General features: G+C 68.7%; 17 protein-coding genes and 2 pseudogenes. 10 read left to right on the top strand and 9 right to left on the bottom strand.

What is annotated here, in order from left to right; translation table 11 throughout:
- The 6 genes and pseudogenes from ACGWYJ_RS06345 to ACGWYJ_RS06370 form a co-directional block, all read right to left on the bottom strand.
- The coding region (locus ACGWYJ_RS06345) for a type I restriction-modification system subunit M N-terminal domain-containing protein (protein WP_395104626.1) at positions 1-249 on the bottom strand (249 nt) is incomplete at its 3' end.
- Positions 250-561: 312 nt separating this feature from the next.
- On the bottom strand, positions 562-3,384 hold the full coding sequence (locus ACGWYJ_RS06350; RefSeq protein ID WP_395104627.1) for an RNaseH domain-containing protein: 2,823 nt from the start codon (positions 3,382-3,384) through the stop codon (positions 562-564).
- A gap of 27 nt (positions 3,385-3,411) precedes the next feature.
- A complete protein-coding gene (locus ACGWYJ_RS06355; RefSeq protein ID WP_395104628.1) occupies positions 3,412-6,741 on the bottom strand; it encodes a hypothetical protein in 3,330 nt (1,109 codons plus the stop codon).
- The gene (locus ACGWYJ_RS06360; RefSeq protein ID WP_395104629.1) at positions 6,738-7,982 is read right to left on the bottom strand and encodes a hypothetical protein; all 1,245 of its coding nucleotides are present in this window, start codon (positions 7,980-7,982) and stop codon (positions 6,738-6,740) included. The genes ACGWYJ_RS06355 and ACGWYJ_RS06360 overlap by 4 nt, the downstream gene beginning before the upstream one ends.
- 58 nt (positions 7,983-8,040) lie before the next feature.
- Positions 8,041-8,865 (bottom strand): hypothetical protein, encoded by an 825-nt coding sequence (locus ACGWYJ_RS06365; RefSeq protein ID WP_395104825.1) that lies wholly within the window; start codon positions 8,863-8,865, stop codon positions 8,041-8,043.
- Between the two features lie 252 nt (positions 8,866-9,117).
- Positions 9,118-9,300, bottom strand: a pseudogene (locus ACGWYJ_RS06370) (helix-turn-helix domain-containing protein); the annotation flags it as partial.
- 1,499 nt (positions 9,301-10,799) lie between these two features.
- Between ACGWYJ_RS06370 and ACGWYJ_RS06375 the strand changes: the two are divergent.
- Genes ACGWYJ_RS06375 through ACGWYJ_RS06385 form a run of 3 tightly spaced genes read left to right on the top strand, consistent with a single transcriptional unit; the run spans position 10,800 to position 13,209 of the window.
- On the top strand, positions 10,800-11,918 hold the full coding sequence (locus tag ACGWYJ_RS06375) for an alkene reductase (RefSeq protein ID WP_395104630.1): 1,119 nt from the start codon (positions 10,800-10,802) through the stop codon (positions 11,916-11,918).
- A 29-nt stretch (positions 11,919-11,947) separates the two neighbouring features.
- Complete coding sequence (locus ACGWYJ_RS06380; RefSeq protein ID WP_395104631.1) at positions 11,948-12,712, top strand: SDR family NAD(P)-dependent oxidoreductase; 765 nt, start codon at positions 11,948-11,950, stop codon at positions 12,710-12,712.
- Between the two features lie 59 nt (positions 12,713-12,771).
- Positions 12,772-13,209, top strand: coding sequence for a nitroreductase/quinone reductase family protein (locus tag ACGWYJ_RS06385; protein ID WP_395104632.1), 438 nt, complete (start codon positions 12,772-12,774; stop codon positions 13,207-13,209).
- A 20-nt stretch (positions 13,210-13,229) separates the two neighbouring features.
- On the opposite strand, the gene ACGWYJ_RS06390 is transcribed toward ACGWYJ_RS06385, so the two are convergent.
- Complete coding sequence (locus tag ACGWYJ_RS06390) at positions 13,230-13,727, bottom strand: MarR family winged helix-turn-helix transcriptional regulator (protein WP_395104633.1); 498 nt, start codon at positions 13,725-13,727, stop codon at positions 13,230-13,232.
- Between ACGWYJ_RS06390 and ACGWYJ_RS06395 the strand changes: the two are divergent.
- From ACGWYJ_RS06395 to wecB, 7 genes and pseudogenes are all read left to right on the top strand, one after another.
- Positions 13,656-14,086: pseudogene (locus ACGWYJ_RS06395) on the top strand (2-oxo acid dehydrogenase subunit E2). The gene ACGWYJ_RS06390 and the pseudogene ACGWYJ_RS06395 overlap by 72 nt on opposite strands.
- 295 nt (positions 14,087-14,381) lie before the next feature.
- On the top strand, positions 14,382-15,470 hold the full coding sequence (locus ACGWYJ_RS06400; protein ID WP_395104634.1) for an acyltransferase family protein: 1,089 nt from the start codon (positions 14,382-14,384) through the stop codon (positions 15,468-15,470).
- 241 nt (positions 15,471-15,711) lie between these two features.
- The gene (locus ACGWYJ_RS06405; protein WP_395104635.1) at positions 15,712-17,133 is read left to right on the top strand and encodes an SDR family NAD(P)-dependent oxidoreductase; all 1,422 of its coding nucleotides are present in this window, start codon (positions 15,712-15,714) and stop codon (positions 17,131-17,133) included.
- Between the two features lie 77 nt (positions 17,134-17,210).
- Positions 17,211-19,013, top strand: a complete 1,803-nt coding sequence (locus tag ACGWYJ_RS06410; protein ID WP_395104636.1) for a CDP-glycerol glycerophosphotransferase family protein — start codon at positions 17,211-17,213, stop codon at positions 19,011-19,013.
- 13 nt (positions 19,014-19,026) lie between these two features.
- Positions 19,027-21,027 (top strand): glycosyltransferase family 2 protein, encoded by a 2,001-nt coding sequence (locus ACGWYJ_RS06415; RefSeq protein ID WP_395104637.1) that lies wholly within the window; start codon positions 19,027-19,029, stop codon positions 21,025-21,027.
- Positions 21,024-21,641 (top strand): DapH/DapD/GlmU-related protein, encoded by a 618-nt coding sequence (locus ACGWYJ_RS06420; RefSeq protein ID WP_395104638.1) that lies wholly within the window; start codon positions 21,024-21,026, stop codon positions 21,639-21,641. The genes ACGWYJ_RS06415 and ACGWYJ_RS06420 overlap by 4 nt, the downstream gene beginning before the upstream one ends.
- Entirely contained in the window at positions 21,638-22,732 is a 1,095-nt protein-coding gene (gene wecB / locus ACGWYJ_RS06425) for a non-hydrolyzing UDP-N-acetylglucosamine 2-epimerase (protein WP_395104639.1), read from the top strand. The genes ACGWYJ_RS06420 and wecB overlap by 4 nt, the downstream gene beginning before the upstream one ends.
- Here wecB and ACGWYJ_RS06430 read toward each other — a convergent pair.
- A complete protein-coding gene (locus ACGWYJ_RS06430; RefSeq protein ID WP_395104640.1) occupies positions 22,729-23,271 on the bottom strand; it encodes a hypothetical protein in 543 nt (180 codons plus the stop codon). The genes wecB and ACGWYJ_RS06430 overlap by 4 nt on opposite strands.
- Positions 23,268-24,662, bottom strand: coding sequence for a glycosyltransferase (locus tag ACGWYJ_RS06435; RefSeq protein ID WP_395104641.1), 1,395 nt, complete (start codon positions 24,660-24,662; stop codon positions 23,268-23,270). The genes ACGWYJ_RS06430 and ACGWYJ_RS06435 overlap by 4 nt, the downstream gene beginning before the upstream one ends.
- Positions 24,663-24,664 lie beyond the last annotated feature (2 nt).

The raw sequence follows: 24,664 nt of genomic DNA on the forward strand, positions 1-24,664 counted from the left end.
GTGATGGTGGCGAGGGTGGACGACCAAGAGGCGCGACGCTGCCGAACGGTCCTGGGGGTAGATGAACGGGATCTCTAACGACTGGTAGTCGCGGTATTCGATCTCATGGGCCTCGTCGGTGAACAGGGTGTCCAAGCCCTCGTTCTCGGCCTGAAACTCCTCGCGCCGGTGTTCCCAGGTGTCCGACAGGTACTTCCAGAACATCAGCGGGAAGACGACGGAGGCGTACTGCGCTTCGGGCATCGCCACGCAGCTCACCGGCGGCGGCGTCCCACAACCGGTTCCGTTCCTGCAGGCCACCCAATTATGCGGATGGTTCCGAACCGGCGGTGGACGATTTGCGGTCGTGCGACGACATAATCCCCTCCCGCGCGGCCGGGTGCGGCTGGGCGCCCCCTTGCACTCGTGGTTCGCCGAAGAAGGGTCAGCATGCCACTGGCGGGCCCCGGTGTGTTGGTGCGGTCGTGCCATGATCGATGGTGGGTGAAGACCAGATGGGGTCTGTTACGGGCGGACTCCATCGCCCACCAGGAGATCGATCTGCATGTGGCTAGCCCGTCTTTACTCCGTGAGGGTGCTGTGGGGGTTGTCCGCCCCTGGCTCTGCTGTTGGCTTCTCCTCTGGTGTGACGGTGCGCCGGTATTGAGGGTGGTCGAGGTCCATCTGCTTCGCGGCATGGAGAGGTACGGGGTAGCGCGAGCGCCCGTCCCAGAACTGGGCCTGGTGGCAAAGCTTCGCTGTCACGATGGCGAGCGCCTCCTCGGAGACGCCCTCGGCGCAAGCGACCGGGTAGATCTCGCTGGCCGTCATGGAGTACCAGTTCTCGGACATCTCGCCCTTGCGGCGTTCATCTTTGTTCTCGGAGAAGACGGATCGCTTGGCGTCCCACCGGGTGTATTTCGCGCCCAGTCTGCGGGAATCGCCCCCGTCGTACGCGCGCGGTACGTTGCAGAAGATCCACACCGGGGAGCCGAGATCCGTGGTGACCTGGTAGAGAGTCGTTGCGGTTTCCTGCTCGGCGGGTTCGCGGTCCACAGCCTTGTAGACCCGGCTGGTACTGACGGGTTGCGGAACTTCCTCGTCGTCGATGTTGATGCGGATGACGGCTTGAGGCCGCTCGTCGTGGTTCAGGGTGAGGCCGGGGAGCCAGTAGCGGCTCTTGCCGTTCTGGGGCGATCCGCCCTGGTGCGCGTTCTGCAACCCATCCCACATCCGACGAGACGCCTGCTCGTCCACTGTGACGACGTACGGGATACCGTCCAGCTCCTCGGCGAGGTCCGCGAGGGCACGTTCGACGGTCTCGGCCGCCTCGTCCCAGCGCTGCCGATAGTTCTTCCTGTCGCCAGTGTTCTGTGGGTACGCGCTGGCGTGGAAGGCCGGTTGCGCAAGGCGGTAGGGCTGCCACGTCGGCTGGGTGGAGCTCCAGCCGAGCATGGTCCAGGTCCCATCGGTGACCTTCGGGGGTACGAGGGCTGACGCGGTGATGACCACTTTTGGCTGGCCGAACTCGCCTTTGCGCCTGTTCTGCTGTCTCACATGGATGCCGACATGCGCGATCTGGTCGACCGGATAGCCTTCCTTTTCGGGGCTGAGGGCATTGGCGATGCGGTCGTCGATCACGCCGAGAGAACGATAGAGGTCGAGGAGGGCCATCTCGGCCGGGTGATCTTTCTGCTTGGGTCGGATGGTGCCCTTCTCGTCCTTGCCCTTGAGGTACTGGGTAGGCACACCGAGATCCGCGAAGATCTTTCTGGTCTGTGGCTTGGCGTCGATGTCGTCGAGGCTCATCTCGCCGTCATCGGTGCCAGCAGTGGTGGGGATCTCGGTCTCGCACCAGGCTCCGACGAGTACTCCGTTCTGGGACCGGAGGGGCGTCTCGAAGGCTTTGAGCGCCTCCTTGCGGCTGCCGGCGGGTCCAGGCATGAGGAAATCGCCGGCCTGGTGAAACACTGCGGTGATCTGGTCGCTGTGCAGGTTGAGTTCCTCGCCGTCCTCCGGGTCGAGGCCATCGGGCGGGAGACCGAAGGTCTTGCAGAATGTGTCGAGCATCCGCAGCCGGGTCTCGTCCTCATACCACAGGCAGACGAAGCGCAGCTTCTGGAAGCCAGCCGCCTTGACGGACGCCAGGATGGATTCTGAAGTGGGGAAGAGGCTGCCCCGCGGCCGGATCGGGCCGAGTGTCTTCGGATCCGGATGAAGAGCGCGCTCCTCCTTTCGGCGGTTGTACTCCTGCCTGGAGATGTTCTCTGGGTCAGTGGGCCGGTGCGGCAGGTTCATGGGCACTTCGCGCATCTCCAAGGGCTCTGCCCTGTCGGCGAAGACGTTGGTGAAGTGCTGGTGCAGCAGCCGCAGGTGCTGCATGCCGGTTCCGACACCGATGGGGAAGGAGTAACTCTTGGGTAGGACGGGCCAGACCTGCCCGGGGTCCTCGCGAGGGAAGCGGACAGGTTTCTTGTTCGCCCTCGCGTCGGCGAGCAGTTGCTGTTCGCGTTTCGATCGCTCGTCGATGGTGCGCAGGATGGAGTAATCCATCTCCAGACGACCGAGAGCCTGCAGCGCGAGGCGGTTGATGGTGCGGGCACCACCGCGTCCGTTGAGAGCGACCTCCAGCAGGGGACGGTCCGGTCCTGGCTGCTCAGCGATGACTGTGGAGGAGAAGACAAGCGAGGAGGAGATGCGGGTTACCCGCGAGCTCAGGAGCAGGACGGGGCTGGTGATGTTGGGCAGCGTCTTCAGCTTCAACGCGGTTCGGGAGAGGGCATAGCGACCCCCTTGTTCGTTCTGCCACGGATCGTCGAACGCGACGACACCGCCTGTGGTGTCCGGTCGCAGGGTGATGGTCCTGTTGTCGGAGATCGCCCAGGGCTCGGAGGCGAAGCGCTGCGACAGATCCCAGGCGACCGTCTTGTAGAGCCAGCCGGGTGCAGTGGGCTGGGTGTCGCTGGCGGGCTGGAGGTACGTGGCCAGTTGGTGCCTGCGTTCGGGGATGTCGGCGATCCGCTTGGCCAGTTCGGGTGGTGCGCTGAGGTCGATCGTGCCGATGTCCTGCCCGAGGGCCAGGTGGTAGGTAAGGGTGAACACGCGGCGGAGCAGATTTCCGTCGATCGGGTGGAGCGATGCGAGGAACGGTGCCTGACGGTTCGGGTCGAAGTGGACGTAGCCTCCGCCCATCATGCTCAGAACCGTGGTGGCAATGGAGTAAGGAGCCTGGGCGGAGTCGTTCTTGAACTTTTTCTTGCACAGGAGGTCGAAGTCGTCCCAGAGTTTCCAGGTCGTCTCGTCGAAATGCCGCACGTAGACAGCAGCATCGCCGACCAACTCGGGGGTGCAGCGGAAGGCGAGGGTGTTGAGGTACTTGCCGGGTACGCGATCCTGCTTGGTCACGTGCCGCCTTCTTCCTTCTGAGTCTCGTCAGTTGCCCGTGTGCTCGGGCGCATGGGGTTCGATTCCGGCGTAGGACAGGAAGGCGTTGAGTGCCTCCCCGTACAGGTCGTTCATGCGTTGCCGGATTTCGGGAGTCCACAGAGAGTGGATTCGCCGCAGGACCGTCTCCAGGTCGGCGCTCCAGGTGTCCTCATGGAAGGCGTAGTCGACCATGTGGAGCACGGCCTCAGTGCCGCCGCGGCGGGCTCGGCCAGCGAGCTGGATAAGGTCAACGATCATGCCTGCGACCACCTCGTCCTGCAGGGACTTGTGCATGGCCGTGAACTGAGGGGCAGTGCGCAGGAGGAGCGCCAGGCGGTCCCAAGCTGCTTCGCCCGCTTCAGCCAGTGCCTGCGATGGGTCCGATGCGCCGCCCACGGGCAAAGCTCGCAAGCCAGCGGCGTTGATGCTGCCGTACATCTCGGCGGGTTCGTTGAGCAGCGCGAGAGGGCGCACGCACAAGTAGACGGATCGGACCGCTGAGCGGGTGCCCTTGACGATGTTGAGCCCTCGAGCAATGAGCGGTAGTGGAACGACGAGGATCTTCCCGTGGCGGGGGAAGTCCTCGAATTCCTCGGCGGTCAGGCGTGCGGCCACGTTCTCCCTGGGCAATTCAGGGTTGCCGCTGTGCCTGTCCTCGGCCCGAACTGCTAGGCACAGCCCGCCGTCGTATTTCCCGGCCCTGGTGACGCCGTGGGCGATCCACGAACACTGCTCGTAGGAGTTGGCGACGACCAGGACGTGCGCCCGATCGGGGTCCTTGGCGGCGGTGCGTTCGAGTTCGCGGTGGATGTGCTCGTCGTACAGGTTGCCGCCGAGCTCGATGAGAGCGTCCTTCTTGCGGCTCGCGTGGGTGCCGGAAACCACGATGGGCTGACCGAACAGGGGGTGCCCCTCACCGTAGTCGATGCGGTGCTTCCTGGCTCGAATGGACTTGGCCTGGGCGTCGGTCATCCACCAGCGCACGGGAGCGTGGAGGTGCTCGCGGACCGCCTGGGGGAAGTAGGCGGTAGCCGACAAGCCCATCACCGGCCGCTCGACTCCCGCCAGCACAAGCGAGACGATCCCGCCCAGCTCGGCGGTGAAGGTGTGCGGGTCGCCGGCGATGGTCTGGGAGACCAGGGCCGCGTTCTTCTCCTTGTCGTCGAGTCCGATGACGCGGTACCCGGTGATGGGGCGACCCAGCATGCCGAGCGGGAGCACGGAGGAAATAGCGGTGGCCTGCAAGCTCTCTGCGATCTTGTGGGCCGAGCGCAACCCGGAGGAACGGTAGTCGTGGGCCTTTGCCTGGAGGGCGGCCAGCGCCTCATCCAACTCCACCATGACGGTGCGGGTGACGAGCAGGTTGATGGCCTGTGCACGCTGATGCGGGTCTTTGATCCGGTCTTCGAGGAGCCGGTGCAGTTCGATCTTGACCGCGTCCAGTAGATGTTCGCCGCGGGGTGCGACCAGCGCGCTGAGCGCGTCCCTGACGTGGCGCCAATCGGGTTCGGGCAGGCTCGCATGACCGGTGAGCGGATCGTGGCGCTGATAGCGGGCGGGCATGAGGGCGTTGAGTTGCTGGAAGATCTCAGTAGGGATGTCGGTCCCATCCCCTGCATCGGCATCCGGCCGCAACAACCGAAGGAGGGTGCGGTCCCGTCCACGCGCCAGGTGCCAGCGGGTGCTCGTCTGGTCCGGGATACGCTCCTGGGCTCGGGCGTCCTCCGACGCGTGCAGGCTGAGGGTGTTCTTGCAGATGCTCAGAAGGAGGAATTCGGCCATGAGCCGGACATGGTTGACTGCGGGCAACAGGTTGTGCTCGTCGTCGATGCGCAGCCGCTTGGAGTCGGTGTCCACCTCCTGAGGCGCGGCCGACCAATGCCGACGAGAGTGTAGGACGATCTCGGCGGCGCATTTGTCAACGGCCCGGGATTGAAACTGGTCGACCTCGTCGACGATGACGGCGTGGCAGGTCCGCAGCGCGAATTCGGCCGCGGTCATGCCGCGCACAGGTCGACCGTCGAGGTTGACGCCGATTCGTAGGTTGCCCTGCATGAACGCGTAGTGGTTCATGATGACGACGTTGGCGTTGGCCGCCTCGTAGACCGGAGCGTACTTCCCGCAGGTCGGAATCCAGGGACAGGCGGCTGCTCCCACGCTCTGTCCATGCAGCGAGAGGCAGGGCTCCCGGCCCGGAGGGTACTCACCGGTGCTTTCAAGGAATGTCTTCTGTGCGCATCCATACGCCAGGGGATCGATGTCCCGTTCGGCGCGTTCACCCCATTCGCCGGGCGCGTCCGGAGACTCGTTGATCAGCGAGACGAGTTTGAGTGCGCGATCATGCATCCCCGAGGACGACATCAGGTGTGCGCAGGCAGTCTCGTGCTTAATGTGCCCGGCGTGGCGCAGGTAGACCAGGTCCCCTCGCACGTTCCAGGTCATCGCCAGGCACGCCTTGATGTCGGGCAGGACGATCGCGACACGCAGATTGCGGTCGGCGAACCACAGGGCCATGACTCGAACGAGGACGCTCTTGCCAGTGCCGGTCGGTGCGTTGAGAATCTCCAAGCCGCCGGCGGTCAGTGTCAGCGCCTCTGCCGGGGACACGGTGTCCGTGGTCTGTAGCGCGTCGAAAAGTTGCCCGAGGGTGCGGCGCAGATAGCGCTCGTCCTCCGGAAAACGCTCGTCGATGTGCTGTGCGAGGGCGAGCAGGTCTGCCGTGGGGATGCGCAGGTCAGCCAGGTACGGGGCTGTCGAGACGTGTGGGAGGCTCTCGTGGCCGAGCGCCTCGGTGAAATGGGGGTAGGTGGGGATGGTCAGCCGTCCGTGGACCTGCCCCACATCCTGGACGAAGATCTCCCCGGTACGCCACGTGCCTGGACCAGCGAATGCAGGTGGCTTGGGCCGAGCGCTGGGACGACGGAAGCGGGCAGTCATTCGATCGACGTAGCCGAGCAGATCGCCCCCCAACCTGGGGAACGCGGCATCGGCCGTGAAGGGATTGTCCCCAACGAGTTCGAAGGCCGCCATGACCGATGCGGCATCTGATTCGGCCGCGTCCAGCCGAGCCAGCAGTGAGCGCGCCGCCACCGAGAACTTCCGCACGTCAACGAGTTCGTCGGGAGCGATGGAACAGACCATCGCGATCCGCTGCTTCTCCTCGTGGGACAGTTTCTCCCATTTGTCCCAGGCCCGAAACTTCCCCGACAGGAGGAACGCCGCCTGGGTGAACGGCGCGGCGGCGCGGGAGTCGCCCTCGACAGCCAGAGGGAAGTAGTAGGCGGCGAGGGCTAGCGCGGTATAGACCGCGGTCTCCTGAATCCGCATTTCGCTCATGTCCAGTTCACCCCGGCTCTCTCGCATACCATCTCGCCGAACGCGGACGCTGTGGCCACTCGCATGTCGTACTTCGCGCAGACTCCGGAAAGCAGGGGTATCTGGCCGGCCCGGTAGTCCGGCACCACAAGCCAGTCGGCTCCGCCGCGGTCGCCTTCCTGAGCATGGATGAGGTTCGCCAGTGTCGGCGCCGAGGTGTAGTCCTTAACATCGACCTTGAAACGTATATTTTTGCCCCGCTTCGAGTCGACTTCTACAAGAAGGTCGTAGGCGTCCAGCCCTGGCCACAGCGAAACCTTCAACCCCCGCTCGACCAGCCGATCGCGCAGGTCCAGCTCCGGTAGGCCAGGAACGGTTGTATAACGCCAGATTCCCCTGCTGAGGGCCTTGTGGCCCTTAGCAGGGGCAGCCTGCGGAACCTCTCCGAGGTCCGGAGCGAGGACGGCCTCGCGGCCACGTGGGCGCGGCGGCGAAGGTTCGGGCAGCAGATTCGGTGCGCTGGCGTCCGTCGGCAGTCGGAACAGGTAGGAGGCTCCCATGTCGGCATGAGGTGCGTGCCAACAACGTGCGGCACCTACAGCGGTTCCCGCGTTCTTCCGTACGGCGATCCGCATAGGCCACCGGCAGATCGGGCACGGGTACCACCAGCCCTGGTACAGCGAGTCATAGGAGATCTCCCGGTAGAAGTCCGCAACCAGCGGAGGCAGCCGAAGCTCGCACAACTCCTCCACCGGCCCTGCGGGGCGGCGGATCAGGTCCTGGCGCCCTGCCTCATACGCGCGCTGGTCGCCCTGCTTGCGCAGCAAGGTGAACGCCGTCTCCTGGTCGATCTCCGACTGGAGTTCCTGATCGTTGAGGGCACCCGCGAACGTGTCGAGTTTGTGCAGTGTGTGCAGCAGCATCCGCTGCTCAAGATCAAAATCAAAGGCGTCCTCGGTGATCTGTCCGTCCTGGTCGACGACCAGCATCCCGTCCAGATCGAGCGGGGTCACACCCTCAGGAAGCAGCGCGGCCACATCCCCTTTGAGCGCCCGCCGGAACTCGCCGAACGGCAGGGGGTTAGCCGGGCCACGTGCCGCGATCATCGTGCCGTGGCATTCCATCAGCGTTTCCAGGCGCCGCTGAGGGTTCAACCCCGGTGTGGTCATCGCCTTGGCCGCACGCAGCGCAGCCCGGGTCACCAGGTAGCGAACCCGGACGTCATCAAGCGTCTCCGCGCCTTCGTCCGAAGAACTCGTCACAGCCAACGAGAGTAGAGGGCGCCACCGACAAACTACGCCTGTAAGGAAGATATAAGAACTATGTCGAGTCGGCTGCGAGAGCATCGATTCCCGTGGTAGGGACGCTTGGATAGACCTCTCGGTAGATGTCAAGATATTCGACCACGTGGCGCCGCCCCAGCTGAGTCAACCGCCAACGGTACTCAGCAACGTGGGTTCCTTCCGACGCCATCACGGGCACCGAGTCGACCAAACCACGGCTCGGCTGGCCCCCGGCCTTGTTCCGGTAACCCACGCCGATGAAGAACAGTGAGCGGCCCGCCAGCTGATCGTCTTTCAGTCCGGCGGGCTCAGCAGCAGCGACACGCGCCAAGACCCCCCAGAGCCACTCGGACAACAAATGGGTCGGCGGGTCCGGCTCACGCGGCTCGTCCAGCCCTGCATGGGCGGCCGCACGGCCACGTCGGCTGAGCTGAACGAGAACCCGCCCGACCTCCCCGACCGCGGGATGTTCGACGGAGTCCTCGGTGATGATCAGCAGGCCCCGTCGTTGCAACGCGTGCACCGTTTGTCCGGCACCAGGGTCATGGACGCCTCTTCGACGGAGCCGCTCTTGCAACCGGGTGTATCCCACCACCGCGGGTGCTGCCTTCAGAGCCAACGGCAGCCTGCGCCACTCCACGGCCCGAGGAACGGGCAGCCTCTGGACCCGGCGCATCCACATCTCGGTCTCCGTCATGCGATCGTCCCGCATGATCTCGCCTAGATAGACTTGTTGCCGCTCGTTCAAAGAGTTCCACGTCGCCATCGCCGTCTTGGAGGGCGCGTGGCTCCGCTTGCTGGCCAACACTGGGGAGGGATCGTCTGGCCGCGTACGCATCCACGCGTCCATCACCATGCGCACCGGAACCCTGTATGCCTTAGCGAGAGGGGTGAGAAGCCGCCCCATCGCTTCGGGCTTCTGCCAGCCACGTCCACGGACCAGTCGGCCGTTCTCCAACGCTGAGAGCTTGGGCGCTGAGACAGCCAGTTCCCGACCTATCGGCGAAGCTCGCAGAAGCTCAACGACCCGTTCCAAGGTCAGCCCCGCTGCGTATCTCAGATCAACCAACGTCTCCTGCCCCCGAGGAACCCCCGTCAGTCCCGCCACATCGCAACCGAGGGCTGCGGCCAGTTGCTCCAGACGCGGCGGTGTGGGTGTGTGTCTGCCTTCCTCGTAGAAAAAGATCATTCTGGGTGAAACGCCGACTGTGGCAGCCAACGCCTCGCGGGTGAGCCCCCTCTCCACGCGCCGGGCCACCAAACGCGATGGCTCGATCCTGCGCAGTGGAAGAGGCATAACCTCATACAAAGTGAATGAAGACTTCAGTTCAAGTCACGCTGCCACCTGTGGAGGCTTCGGCAGGCTGATCGAGCGGTCATAGGTCACACAGGGCCCCATACCCCACTACGCTCCGCGCCCATCAGCCACCGGACCGCGACAATGGCGTCGCCCTGTTCATCCGTTCCGCGGGTCTTTACGTGCGCCCGGCTGACCAACTCGACCATAGATCGCCGCCACGGTACTGCGGATAAGGATCGTTTCGGACGTGGCCGCTACCTGCCGCAGCACTGGACACGACACGCATAGCAACCGTGATCACCACATGGGGCAGGCGCCAGGGGCGGCCATGTTCGCTCGAGAGCCCGCGCACGACCACTCCCCCCATGCGTGCTCCCGTTGCTCCCGCCCCGGGCCGACAGCGACCGGGAGCACGCAGGGTTCCCGAACCGTCCTGAACGGACATCAACGAGCGTCAACGAACGCCGCTGACCTGCGGTATCCCGAAAGACCGCTGGTCAGTTGTGATCGCGGACTACCTTGACACGGTAGAGGTCACGCGCATGTCCTTCGGTTCTCTCAGCTCATCATTGCAAGCGGGTCCGCGTCTCCACGACCAGTCGCTCCTGTGGGCGTCCTGGTCGTGACGACGTAGATGCAGCGTGCGCCCCGCCAGAGGTTCAAACCTGCGCCACGAGATATGGCCCGGCCGGGGGAGGGGCGGGATTTGATCAGCAAAGCGGGCCATGCTCCGGACGGCGACAATCACTAGGCCCTCAGTTCGAACGAGCAGCTGATCACCAGCTGTTGGCCCGCCACCGGGGTGACGGGGCCCGCACCCTTCTGCTGTGTACCCCCTAGGGGGTACCAGACGCACGGCTGCACGATCACCATTTGCACCCCCTACGATCGCCGCATTTGCGGCTTTGAGCTGCGTATCTGTCATTTCGGGCGCGATGGTGACCTCGACCCGGTTGTGCTCCATGTCGTGACGCACCCGGACAGCGAAGGCGTCCAGCAGCCGCCGCAGGGTCGGCTCAGGCAGCACCCGAGATCGACAGTTCCGACCGGACAGTAGTCCAGTAGCTCGGAACACGGTGCGGTCGGTGTAGCAGGCGGCGACGCGTCCACGCGGGACGGGAGGCGACCCTGACCGTACCGCCATCCTGGGCGAACCGCGTCTCCATAACGTGGGGACATCACGCCCCCGACTGGGCGACCGAACTGCACATCCCGGCCTGCCCCGCACCTGAGTGCGGACTCCGGCACGTGGCTGGTTTTCCCAGGCGGGTACTCCCTCGACCAGCCCGCCTGCGCCCCCTCCAGATCCGGACGGAGAACAAGACCAGCACTGTCCACGTCCCACTGACACAACCGAAGCCGATCCTGGAGGGCGGCTCCGGCTCACGCGCCCCGCCTGTGGCACGGCGAGATTTTTCGTCGGCGGGCGGGAATGGGGCCCGATGGATAGTTGTTCGGCTAACTGTTCAGTCGTCTAGCGGGACAAGGACAGTGGTATGACAGCTTCCGTCGACCAGGCTCGGGTGAGCCCGTTCGAGCCGTTCGAGGTCGGGTTCGGGGCGCTCCGGAACCGGGTCGTGATGGCACCGATGACGCGCAGCCGCGCGTACGGGCCGGACGCGAGCCCCACTCCGCTGATGGCCGAGTACTACGCGCAGCGCGCGAGTGCCGGATTCATCGTCACCGAGGGCATCCAGCCCAGCCGGATCGGCCAGGGCTACCCCGACACGCCCGGGCTCCACAGTGAGGCGCAGGTCCGGGCGTGGCGTGAGGTCACCGGCGCCGTGCACGACAACGGCGGGAAGATCGTCGCGCAGCTGATGCACACAGGCCGGATCAGTCATCCGGACAACTATTCCGAGCCCACCACCCCGGTCGGTCCGTCGGCGGTCCGCGCCGAGGGCCAGATCTTCACCGCTCGCGGGCCGCAGGACTTCGTCGAGCCGGTGCCGCTCACGGGCGAGCAGATCGAGGAGACGATCGCGGACTTCGCGGCGGCCGCCCGCAACGCGGTCGCGGCCGGTTTCGACGGCGTCGAGCTGCACGGCGCCAACGGCTACCTGCTCCACCAGTTCCTCTCCACCAATGCCAACCGGCGCGAGGACGAGTGGGGCGGGCCGGCGCGCAACCGGATCCGCCTGACGCTGGAGGCCGTCCGCGCGGTCGCGCGGGTTATCGGCGCCGAGCGCACCGCGCTGCGGATCTCCCCGGCCAACCCGGTGAACGACATCGAGGAGCGGGACCACGCCGAGACGTACCGGCTGCTCGTCGACGAGCTGGACCGGCTCGGCCTGGCCTACCTGCACGTGCTGGAGACCACGGACCCCGGGCTCACCCCCGACCTGCGGGCGCGGTGGTCCGGCGTGTTCATGCTGAATCCGGCCACCCCCGAGTCGAAGACCGGCCCGGAGCACCTCTCGCTCATCCAGGAGGGCGCCACCGATCTGCTGTCCTTCGGCCGCCTCTTCATCGCCAACCCCGACCTGCCGCACCGGCTGGCGGCGGGCGAGCCGCTCAGCGAGCCGGACCTGTCCAAGGCCTACGGCGGCGACGCGGCGGGCTACACCGACTACCCGGCCCTGCGGCCGGCGTCGGCGGGCGGGACCTCTGCCTGACGCCCGCTTCCAACGAAGGAGACATCGCCATGACCACCACGCCCACTGACCACAGCACCGCGCGGGTCGTCGTCATCACCGGCGCGGCCGGGGGAGTCGGGGCCGCGCTCGTCGGCCGATTCCTGCGCAACGGCGATCGGGTGATCGCGACCGACCTGTCCGCGGACGCCCTCGGCAAGCTCCGCGCGAACCTGGACGCGGACGCGGCCGAGTCGCTGGTGACCGTCGCCGGCAGCATCGCCGACGAGGACGACGTGCAGGCGATCGCCGACGCCGCTCGCCGGCTGGGAGGGGCCGACGTGCTCCTCAATGCCGCCGGGTTCTTCCCGTTCGACATGTTCGAGGACACCAGTCCCGACCGCTGGCGGACGGTGATCGACGTCAACCTGACCGGCTACTTCCTGGTGACCCGCGCCCTGCTGCCCCTGATGAAGGGCCGCGGCTGGGGCCGCATCGTCAACGTCGGGTCGGCGTCGATGTACCCGGGCGTCCCCGGGCAGGTGCACTACGTCACCGCGAAGGCCGGGCTGGTCGGCTTCACCCGCAGCCTGGCACGGGAGGTCGGCACGGAGGGCATCACCGTCAACCTGCTGACGCCCGGCCTGACCCTCACCGGGCCCGTCCTGGAGAACTTCCCGCCCGAACTGATCGCCGCCCAGCGCGAGGGCCGCGCGCTCAAGCGCGACCAGCACGCCGACGACCTCGTCGGGCCGATCTTCTTCCTGGCGTCCCCGGACGCCGACTTCGTCACCGGCCAGACCCTGAACGTCGACGGCGGCATGTTCATGAACTGACGGCACCGGGCCGCGCCCGGGGAACCGGTGCGCGGCCCGGCGGAAGGAGCGAACCGACTATGACCGAGTTCAACGACCGCGTCATCGCGGAGTTCCGGGCCAACCGCGGCAGCGTCGGCGCCTGGGGGTCCAACCTGGTCCTGATCCATCACTATGGGGTGCGCACCGGGACCGAGCGGGTGAACCCCGCGATGTCCCTGCGCGACGGCGACGACTGGCTGGTCGTGGGTTCGGCGAAGGGCGCGCCGCGCGACCCGGCCTGGACGGTCAACCTGCGGGCTCACCCCGACACCGAGATCGAGGCCGTGATCGGCGGCGACGTCGCCACCGTTCCGGTGCGCGCCGTCGAGCTGACCGGCCGGGAGCGCGAGGCCGCGTTCGCGCGCTTCGTCGACATGGCGCCCGCCTTCGCGGCCTACCAGGCCAAGGCGCCGCGCCCGCTGCCCGTGATCCGCTTCACCCGTCGCGCGCCGGAACAAGGCGCGGACGTCCGCTGAATCGGGAGCCGGGCCCGCCGTCAGACCGGCGGGTCCGGCTCCCGCGCTTCGGCGGCGAGCAGGTTTTCCTCCAGGACGTGCAGCACCTGCAGCGCTCGCTCCTTCTCGGCGGCGTCCATGTCGCCGACGGTGAGCGCTTCCAACTCGGCCCAGATCCGCTCGACGCTCCGCTTCAGCGCGAGGCTGGCACGGGTGGCCTCGACGATCGTGGCCCGCTTGTCGGTGGGGCTGGGGGTGCGCCGGACGAAGCCCGCCGCCTCCAGGCGGCGGACGGAGCGGGCCACCGACGGCGCGTCGGTCTCCAGCGTCCGGACGAGATCGACCTGGCGCTGCGGCCCGCGGTCCCACAACTGGATCATCAGCAGTTCCTGACCGGGGTACAGGCCGACGTCGCGGAGCAACTGGCCCGCGAACGCCTTGTGCAGCCGGGCGACGCGGAAGATCGCGTGGCTGATCGGGCCCAGGTCGGCGACCGAACGCTCCGACGGCGTGTCCTCCCCACCCGGTGTTTCCGCCACGGCACCGAGGATACCGAGCCCCTCAAGGAACTCGCCGTGGCGCTGGACGACCTGGTCACCACCGCCCGCAACGGGCGGAGCACGGCGGCGGACATGGCCCTGGGGACGCTCACCATCGCAGACGTCGGTGTCTTCGGGGTGGAAGGCGCCACCCCGATCCTGAACCCCGGAGAGGCCGCCATCGTCGCGCCCGGCGCCGTCCGGAGGATGCCGCGGGTGGCCGGATCCGCCCGGTCTCGGTCCTGTCCCTGTCCCTGTCCATCGACCACCGCATCATCGACGGCGAGCTGGGGTCGCGTTTCCTCGCGGGCGTGGCTCGGATCGTCCAATGTCCCGCGGAAGCGCTTCTTTACGCCTGACAGCGCGGTGCCCTGCCTTACGGTGGATGGCACCGCACCATGACCAGTGGCCTCTGGCCCTGCGGTCACGCTGCTCCGCTGAGCGGACGGGGATATGAAGCAGGGTCGGAGCGTCAGGCGATCTCTCCGGTTGGCCGGTCTCGCCCGGCGCGTTCGGGTTGCCGGCATCCGCGAGTGGTGGGTGGTCCGAGCCGGTCCTTGAGGCTTGATGTAGCTGGTCGGCGCGTTGTCAGGGGAGGCTGGGGCGGGTGTTTCCGGTATGCTCTCCGAGCCCTCTCAGGATTCAGGGTTCTCTATGACACAGACATCTGAGGCGTCCGTCGTGGGCCGGGGGACCGCTGAGCTTTCCGCGGAACGTACGCAGGAGGCGCGGCGGGCGCCGGGCGGTGCCGCGCGCAAGCCGCGCGACCCGCATCTGGACAACGTCAAGTTCCTGGCGATCCTGCTCGTCGCCGCCGCGCACGGCCTGGCGGGGATGAAGGACGTCCGGCTCGGCGCGGTGATCTGGACCTTCTGCTACATGTTCCATATGCCGGTGTTCCTGGTGATCAGCGGCTATCTGTCGAAGCGGTTCAGCTTCACCGACGAGCGGGTGATCGGGCTGGTCGGGTCCACCCTGGCCCCGTACCTGATCTTCCAGAGCGGCTACGCGCTGTTCGCCTGGGCGGCGGGCGGGCGGAAGTTCCAGTTCGACCTGCTCGACCCGTACTACGTGACCTGGTTCCTGCTGGCGCTGTTCGTGTGGCGGCTGCTCACCCCGATGTGGCGGCGGCTCAAGTACCCGCTGGCGACGGCGGTGCTGGTCTGCCTGCTCGCGTACATGGGCGACATGGGCAGCACGCTGGACATCTACCGGATCCTGGGGCTGCTGCCGTTCTACGTACTGGGCCTGCGCCTCGGGCCGGAGGTGCTGCAGTTCCTCCGGCGGCCGCCGGTACGGATCGCGGGGGCCGTGACGCTGGTCGCCGGGTTCGGCGTCGCCTACCTGACCTACGACCGGATGAACAACCGCTGGCTGTTCTGGAACACCTCCAACGCCGACATGGGCGTGGACGAGCTGACCGGCACGATGATGCGGATCGGGCTGCTGCTGACGGCGACCGTGCTGCTCATGGCCTTCCTCGCCGTCACGCCGTCTCGCCGCACCTGGTACACCGACCTCGGCACCGCGACCCTGTACGGCTACCTGCTGCACGGGTTCTTCACCCGGTTCTTCGCGTTCCAGGGCTGGAACAAGCTGTCCTGGATCGAGAGCGTCCCGGGGGTCCTGCTCGTGGTGGCGGTGTGCTTCGTGCTCGTGACCGTGCTGTGCACCGCCCCCGTCCGCAAGGTGACCCGGTGGGCGGTCGAACCCGATCTGCGGGCGTTGTTCACCCGGAAGTGACCGCCCACGTCACGGTGATCCCGGCCAGTCACACGGAGATCACGAACCCCTTCGGAATGCCCGAAATCCCCACACACCTCCGCTGGCCAGGTAAAGTTAACCCTTAGTTTCCATGTGCGGATCCGCAGGCCCCGCGATACCACGGCGCCCGCCCGCCCCCCTTCGGGATCCCCACCCGGTCAACAGCGACGCCGGCGGTCGGTCAGCGCTGCCTTCGAGGAAAGGGACGGACGTATTGGTCATGGCACCGCAGGGTGAGCGTCGTACCGTTGCCGTCATCCTGGCGGGTGGCAGCGGGCAGCGGATGGGGCTCAGCACCCCCAAACAGCTCCTCAAGATCGCGGGCAGGACGATCCTGGAGCACACGCTGCGCGTCTTCGAGGACGCCCCGGACATCGACGAGATCCTCGTCCTGATGAACCCCGGGTTCCTCCAGGACGCGGCGGAGTGCGTGAAGAAGGCCGGCTGCACCAAGGTCACGGCGGTCCTGCCCGGTGGGACGTCCCGCAACGCCACGACCCAGCTCGCGCTCGACGCCTTGGCGGACCATCCCGCCGAGTCGACCAACGTGCTCTTCCACGACGCGGTGCGTCCCCTGCTGTCGCAGCGCATCATCCGCGACTGCGTCGCCGCCCTGCGCGAGCACCTGGCCGTGGACGTGGCCATCCCCTCGGCCGACACGATCATCCAGGTCGACGAGGACGTGATCGTCGACGTGCCGCGCCGGGCGAGCCTGCGGCGCGGGCAGACCCCGCAGGGTTTCCGGCTCGCCACCATCCGCGCCGCGTACGAGAAGGCGTGGCGGGACGAGGACTTCGAGGCGACCGACGACTGCACGGTGGTGCTGCGCTACCTGCCCGGCACGCCGATCTACGTGGTCCGGGGCGACGAGCACAACATGAAGGTCACCGAGCCGGTGGACATGTTCGTCGCGGACAAGCTGTTCCAGCTCGCCTCGTCGGACGCCCCGGACCTGACCGAGGAGCAGTACGCCGAGGCGCTGGCCGGCAAGACCATGATCGTGTTCGGGGCGAGCCAGGGCATCGGCGCCGCCGTCCGCGAGCTCGCCCAGCGGTCCGGCGCCCGCGTGTTCGGGTACAGCAGGGGCGCCACCCGCACCCACGTGGAACGGCCCGACGACGTGGCCGCCGCCCTCGCCCAGGCGTACTCGGCGACCGGGCGCGTCGACTTCGTCGTCAACACGGCGGGCGTGCTGCGCATCGGGCGGCTCGACACGATCTCGCCGGAGGCGATCGAGGAGGCGCTGCGGGTGAACTACCTGGCGCCGATCCACATCGCCCGCGCGTCCTTCCCGTACCTGGCCAAGACCAAGGGGCAGTTGCTCCTCTACACCTCCAGCTCGTACACCCGCGGGCGCGCCGACTACAGCCTGTACTCGTCCGCGAAGGCGGCCACGGTGAACCTGACGCAGGCGCTGGCGGACGAGTGGTCGGCCGACGGGGTCCGGATCAACTGCATCAACCCGGAACGGACCAGCACCCCGATGCGGACGGCGGCGTTCGGGCAGGAGCCGCCCCACACCCTGCTCAGCGCCGACCAGGTGGCCCGGACGTCGCTGAACGTCCTGCTGTCCGACCTCACCGGTCAGGTCATCGACGTGCGCCGCGAGGACCCGTTGCTCAACGGCGGCCGTTCCGGCTGACGCCGATACCCGACCAACCCCCTTCCCCCATCCTCCGCCTCCCCCCCAGAGGCCGCGCTGATAGTCGGAGGTACGCCGTGCGGCGACTCGTCTCCCTGTACAGGATCCTTCTGCGGGGTTCACCCGTGCTGACCCTGCCCGGAACGCTGGCGCTGCTGCTCGTGGCCGCCGTGGTCGGGTCACCCGGCTGGTTCCTGGGCGCGGCGGTCCTGTGCCACATGGCCGAGCTGCTCGTCGAGCGGCTGGCTCCGGAGGCGGACCGGCCGCTGCGCTGGGGCGGGATGGCCGCGGGCGCGCGGCTGATGGCCCGGCAGGCCGCGCTCGTGCTGCTGCTCGTCCGCGCCGGTGACGTGTCGGACGCGACGGTCGTGACGGCGGTGGCGGGCCTGTTCGTCCTGGACTGGACGCGGGCGATGGCGCTGGCCGGCTCGGCCTCGCTCGAACGGGTGACCAGGATCCCGTACGCCACCCGAAACCTGGGCAAGGGCGAGCCGACGTTCCCCGCACCGGCGCCCGCCTGGCAGCCGCGGCTGGTCGGCCTGCTCGAACGGCACGGCGACGCCCTTCCCCTCGTGTTCGGCGCCACCGGCCTGCTGGCTGGCGCCCCGCTGCCGACGCTGCTCGCCGGGCTGGGGGTGACGACGACCGCCGCGCTGGCCGTCTGCGTCGGGCAGCTCCCGCGCCTGCGCCGGCTCCGCTACCTGCTGAACGGCGCCCGCGTGGGCAAGGACGTGCAGCGCCGCGTCACCGCCTACCAGCCGGAGGTCGTGCTGTACTTCACCGGCCTGACCTCGAACGCCTACCAGGCCAACATGTGGCTGGAGACGCTGGAGCGGCTGGACCGCAAGGCGATGGTGCTGGTCCGCACGCCGGCGCTGGCGAGGGCGCTGGCCCCCACGCCGCTGCCGATCGTGTGCGTCACGCGCGCCGAGGACGTCATGAACTTCGACTGGTCCAGCGTCCGGGTCGCGCTCTACACCGGCAACACCGGCAAGAACCTCCACCTGCTGCGCGAGCCCCACATCAAGCACGTGTTCGTCGGCCACGGCGACAGCGACAAGGACTCCAGCTCCAACCCGGTGAGCAAGGTCTTCGACCAGGTCTGGGTGGCGGGCCCGGCCGGGCGCGACCGCTACCGCAACTCCGACGCCGGGGTGCGGGACGAGGCCATCGTCGAGGTGGGCCGCCCGCAGCTCACGGGCATCGAGACCGGCCCGTCCGGCAACGAGGTGCCCACCGTCCTGTACGCGCCGACCTGGGAGGGCTGGGACAGCGAGCACAGCTACTGCTCCCTGCTCACCATGGGCGAGAAGATCATCACGACGCTGCTGGCGCAGGGCCCGTCGCTGCGGGTCATCTACCGGCCGCACCCGTACACGGGGACGCGGATGGCCGCCGCCCGCGCCGCGCACGAGCGCGTCATCGAGCTGATCGAGCGGGCGAACCGGGCGGGCGGCGCGCACAGCGTGGTCACCGGCGCCGAGGCGTCGCTGCACGACTGCTTCAACCGGTCGGACATGCTGATCACCGACATCTCCAGCGTGATCTCCGACTACATGCCGAGCCTGAAGCCGTACATGGTGTCCAACCCCAACGGCCTGGACGAGGCCGAGTTCCGCACCGCGTTCCCGTCCGCGTCGGCCGCGTACCTGCTGAACCCGGACTGCGCAGAGCTGGGCGTCATCCCCGGCGTGCTGGCGGCCCCCGACCAGGACGCCCTGGCCGGGAAGCGGCGCGAGCTCAGGGACTACCTCCTGGGCCCCGAGAGCCCGGACGCCATGACCCGGTTCGCCGCCGCCGTCGACGCCCTGGCCGAGGCGGGCCCTCGTTCCACCCTGTACGGTCTCCCCGCCCCCTCCGGCACGCTGGAACCCGCCTAGAGTGTCAGTCACCATGACGGAACCCCTGGTCAGCGTGATCGTCCCGGTCTACAACTGCCGGGACACGGTGGAGTCGGCGCTGGAGTCGGCGCTCACGCAGACCCTGCCGCCCGACCGGGTCGAGGTGATCGCCGTGGACGACGGCTCGACCGACGGCAGCGCCGAGCTCCTGGACGAGATGGCCCGCGCCCACGACCGGTTGACCGTCGTTCACCAGCCGAACTCCGGGGGCGCCGGCGCGCCGCGCAACAAGGGTCTGGACCTGGCGTCCGGGACCTTCGTGTTCTTCCTGGACGCCGACGACCGGCTGGGCCCCGAGGCGCTGGCGCGGATGACGGCGATGGCCGAGCGCAACGGCACCGACATCGTCCTCGGCAAGCAGGTGGGGACGGGCGGGCGCAAGGTGCCGCGGGTGTTCGAACGCACCATCGAGCGCACCCACGTGCTCGACCCGGACTGCGACCTGTTCCCCAAGATCTCGATGGCGGCGCTGCAGCTGTTCCGCCGCTCGCTGATCGAGGACGCCGGGCTGCGCTTCACCGAGGGGGTGCTGTCCCACGAGGACCAGCTCTTCACCGCCGGGGCCTACCTGAACGCGAGCGGCGTGTCCGTCCTGGCCGACTACGAGTGCTACTACTGGGCCGCCAGGATGGACGGGACGAGCAGCACCCAGCTCGGCGGCGCGCGCAGCGCCGAGGTCCACGCCATCGCCCGCCAGGCCATGGACATGATCGCCGAGCGTGTCGGGCCGGGCGAGCTGCGGGAGCGGCTGCACTACCGGTACCTGCTGCTGGAGGTCTTCGGCCGGCTCGAACAGCTCTACCTGACCTCCGCGCCGCACGAGCAGAAGACCATGCTGACCGGCTGCCGGGACCTGCTGAGCGCCTGGTCCACCCCGCGGCTGCTGACCCGCTACAACGCGATGCGCCGGGTGATCGCCCACTGCCTGCTGCACGGTTTGGACGCCGAGGTCGAGGAGATCCTGCGCTTTCACCGGAGCGAGACCCATCCCGGCGTCCTCGTGGAGGAGGGGCGCGCCTTCGTCCGGTACCCGTACTTCCGGGGCGCGGCCCTCGGCATCCCCGACGCGTGCTTCGCGACCTCTCTCGAGCTGCGGTCGACCCTGACCAAGGTCGCCTGGGAACGTTCCGCCCTCGTGGTCGGCGGGACGGTCGTCATCCGCGGCGTGCACGAGGCGAGCCCGGAGGTCCACCTGGTCGTGGAGCACGCCGACGGCGCCCGCCACCGGGTGGCCTGCACGACCAGGCCGGGCGAACCGTCCCACGCCGGGCTGGTGACGCCGTTCACGGCGACGCTCCAGCCCCCGTCCCCGTCTTGGGCGGACGGCGTCTGGACGCTGAACGTCGAGGCAGCCCTCAAAGGGCACGTCCTCACCCTGCCGCTGACCAAGCCGCGTGGCCTGAAGGTTCCGCGTGCCGTGCTCGTCCCGGCGGACGGCGGCTACCGTCTCGTCCGGCCGCGGCCGGTGTCGGGGCGATCCCGGGGCCCCCTCGCGATCGAAGTGGGCGGCGCCCTGACCTCCTACGACCTGAAGAACATCAAGGTCACCTGGGCATCGGGTCGCCTGCGCGTGGCGGGCGAGCCGCCGCCCGTGCTGCCGTTCGGCCCGCCGCCCGCTTTCCGCCTGTTACTGGAACGCCCGGGGGACAGCGGCACCGCGGTCCGGGCGCCGCTGTCGCCCGACCCGGACCGCCCGGAGCAGAGCATCGCCGAGGTCCCGCCAGCCGGTCTGCGTCGCGGCCGGTGGACGCTGTCGTTCCAGGTCGACGGGGTGGGGCACCCGGTCAGGCTCCGCGTCCCGGACGGCGAGGACTTCGGGCCGGTGACGGCGTCCGTGATGCCGCCGCGCCGCGCACGGGTCCGGCTCAATCCGATGACCGTGGACGTCACGTTCTTGGCGGAGGCGCGGCTGCGGCGGGCCGTGCGATGCCTGACCCACGCCTTCGACGCGGCGAAGACCCCTTCTCGGCACGCCAAGGAAGACAGGGCATGACCTATCGGATCACGCCGAGCGCGCAGGTCGACCCGAGCGCCGAGCTCGGTGACGGCACCACGATCTGGGATCTCGCGCAGGTTCGCGAGAACGCCCGGCTGGGCGCGAACTGCATCGTGGGACGCGGCGCGTACGTCGGCGCCGGTGTGCGCATCGGCGACAACGTCAAGCTGCAGAACCACGCGCTGGTGTACGAGCCCGCCGTCCTGGAGGACGGCGTCTTCGTCGGCCCGGCGGTCGTCCTCACCAACGACCGGGAGCCGCGGTCGGTGGACCCGGACGGGAAGCTCAAGCGCGGCGGCGACTGGGAGGCTGTCGGCGTGCACGTCGCCGAGGGGGCGTCGCTCGGCGCCCGCAGCGTGTGCGTCGCGCCGGTGCGCGTCGGCCGCTGGGCGATGGTCGCGGCCGGCGCGGTCGTGACCCGTGATGTCCCCGACTTCGCGCTGGTCGCCGGGGTTCCGGCGCGCAGCATCGGCTGGGTCGGCAGGGCCGGGGCTCGCCTCACCCAGCGCCCGGACGGTACGTGGGAATGCCCGCGTACCGGCGAGCTCTACGTGGAGGCCCCCGCAGGGGACGATCAGGAAACGGTGGTGCTGGTGGAGAAGACACGATGAGTCTCACGGTCCTCAGCGTCGTCGGGGCGCGCCCGCAACTGGTGAAGCTTGCGCCGATCGCCTCGGCGCTGGCGGCGGAAGGCCACCGCCACGTGATCGTGCACACGGGCCAGCACTACGACGCCGACCTGTCCGACGTCTTCTTCACCGGGCTCGGCATCCCCGACCCCGACGTGCATCTCGGGGTGGGGTCGGGCAGCCACGGCGTTCAGACGGGCGCCGTGATGGCCGCGCTGGATCCGGTCCTGGAGGCCGAGCGTCCCGACTGGGTACTGGTCTACGGGGACACGAACTCGACTTTGGCCGGGGCCGTGTCGGCGGTCAAGCAGCACCTCCCCGTGGCGCATCTGGAGGCGGGCCTGCGCTCATTCAACCGGCGCATGCCTGAGGAGCATAACCGGGTCCTCACCGACCACGCCGCCGACCTGCTGCTGGCTCCCACCAAGGAGGCCATCCGGCACCTGGCCGCCGAGGGCCTGGGGGGGCGGGCCGTCCTCACCGGTGACGTGATGGTCGACGTGTGCCTGCGCGTGCGGGACGCGGTCCTCGGCGGCGGAGCCGCCGAGCCCGCCCTGCCCGAGGGGATCGACCCGGCCCAGCCCTACCTTGTGGCCACGTTGCACCGCGCGGAGAACACCGACGAGCCCGAACGTCTGGCGCTTCTTGGCGAGGCGCTCGCCAACCTGCCCACGCAGGTGGCCCTGCTCGCTCACCCACGCCTGTTGGCCCGTGCCGACCAGCACGGCATCAAGCTGGGGCGCGGCGCGGTCTGCGTGGGCCGGCCGTTGCCCTATGCCGGGTTGGTCGCGGCCGTGCTCGGCTCGCGGGGCGTGGTCACCGACTCCGGTGGCTTGCAGAAGGAGGCGTTCCTGCTCGGCCGCCCCTGCACGACGTTGCGGACCGAGACCGAGTGGCCCGAGACCCTTGAGGGCGGCTGGAACGAGCTGGTCCCCAACCCGGCCGCGCTGGGCCAGGCCCGCTGGACGGCCATCGCTACCCGGTCGGCGCCTGACACTCCCCGTGGCACCCCGTACGGGGACGGCCGCGCCGCCGAGGCCGCCGTACGGGCCCTGGTGGAGCACTCCCGCTAGGGGCGGGGCTCCAGGGATTCTTCCAGCGCGGTCGTCACGGTGAGGCCCGGGTTCGCGCGGGCGAGCTTCCAGCCGAGCGGCACCGCGGCCCGATCGGCCACGACGATCCGGACCACCTGCGTCATGTCGAGGTCGCGGAGGGCACACCGCCGGGCGAGCCGCACCAGCAGCCACGGCCGGACGTGCTTGTAGAACGGCAGGAACAACCTGCGGTGGATGGCGTTGCTGACGCGGCCCCGTGCCCGTTCCAGTGCCGCGCCGGGACGGCCGAGCCGCGCGACGGGACGCAGCAGCAACCGGGGCGCCCGCGTGACCAGCGTGTTCTCCAGCCAGGGCAGCGGGTGCCGTGCCTCGGCCGCGTCCAATCGGTGCACCCGCGTCCGCTCGTCCAGGTTGGCCCACTCGCGCCGTTCGGCGGTCACCAGGTCCACCTGCGCGCCCTCGTCCAGGTAGAAGGCGGCCAGGCGGATGACCTGCTTGCGCTTGCTGCCGGGGGCCATGGCCAGAAGCAGGACGCGCGGCGGCCGTGCGTCGTTCATTCGGTCGCCCTCCCGTCTCCAGCCGGGGCGTGGCCGCGGGCGGTGGCCAGTTCGGCCAGCCGCCGCACGAGCGGCTCCAGCGAGACGTTCCGTTCGTACCGCTCGGCGTACGCGCGGGCCTCGGCCACCTGCCGGTCGTCGAGTCCCGCCGCGGTCTTGGCCGCCTCGATCAGGGAGGCGGCGATGTCGGCCGGGTCGAGCCCGCCGGGGTTGAACCACAGCGGATAGCCCCGCAGGACCTCCTCGGCCGCCGAGCCGGGCGCGTGGACGGACACGATCGGACGTCCCGCCGCCATGTACTCGAAGATCTTCCCGGAGGTGACGTAGCGGGCGCCGCCCGCCAGGAACACCAGCACGTCGGACGTCCGGTACACCTCGGCGACCTCGATCTTGGAGACGGGCCCGTGGTACCGCAACCACGACGTCGGGCCCTGCCCGTCCCCTTCCGCATCGGCGAACGCCTCGGCGAGCCGCCGGTTGAGTCCCCTGCCCGAGCCCTTGAAGAACCCGAGGTAGCCGTGCAGACCGAGTTCGGCGCCCGCCATGTCGGGGTGTTCGCGGGCCTGGCCGAACGCCTCCAGCATCGGCTCGATCGGCTGCTTGCCGGTGAGCGTGCCGAGGTAGGAGAAGCGGGGCGCCGTCTTCTCCCTGGACCTGGCGACCGGAGGCGGCTTGACGGTGGCCGGGAGGGTATCGGCGTCCCAGCCGTTCGGCACCACCAGCATCCGTTCGGCCTGGTCGGGGTAGCGTCCGGCGTGCCAGGTCCGCAGCGCGTCGTTGACGAACACGGTGGCGGCCGCCGACTTGATTATTCGCCGTTCCCAGGTCCAGGCCGGGTGCCCCTCATCGAACGCGGGTTCCTCGCTGAACAGGTCGAGCGTCCAGGAGTCCCGGTAGTCGATGATGTAGGGGGTGCGGGTCAGTCGGTGGAACGCCCAGGCGGCGCCGAACGAGGCGAACGGGTTCCCGGTGGCCAGCACCACGTCGAACCTGCGCCGCGCGTGCATCCGCAGCGCCCGGATGACCGAGGCGCGCGCCCAGGACACGTAGCGTTCAGGGAAGACGTGCCGCTGCCCCCACTCGTACATCGAGTGGGCCAGGTGCGGGAACGTGCGCCGGAAGCGGCTGAAGTCTCGGAGCTCGGTCTGCCACGTGTAGCGGTTCAGCTTGGGCCGGACGACGCTGATCCGTGGGTCGACGGTTTCCGACAGTTTCTCGTCCACCGACCCGACCGTCTCGTACAGGAACGGCAGCGGCGCCGCGAAGACCGTGACATCCCATCCCTCCTCGGTGAGGCGGTTCGCGGTCGCGCGGGCGCGGTAGACACCGCTGGCTCGGGACGGCGGGAAGTAGAAGGCAAGGTAGAGGAGTCTGGGTCGACGTTGGGGCATGT

Source organism: Actinomadura sp. SCN-SB, from assembly GCF_043906805.1.
Taxonomy (GTDB): Bacteria; Actinomycetota; Actinomycetes; order Streptosporangiales; family Streptosporangiaceae; genus Spirillospora.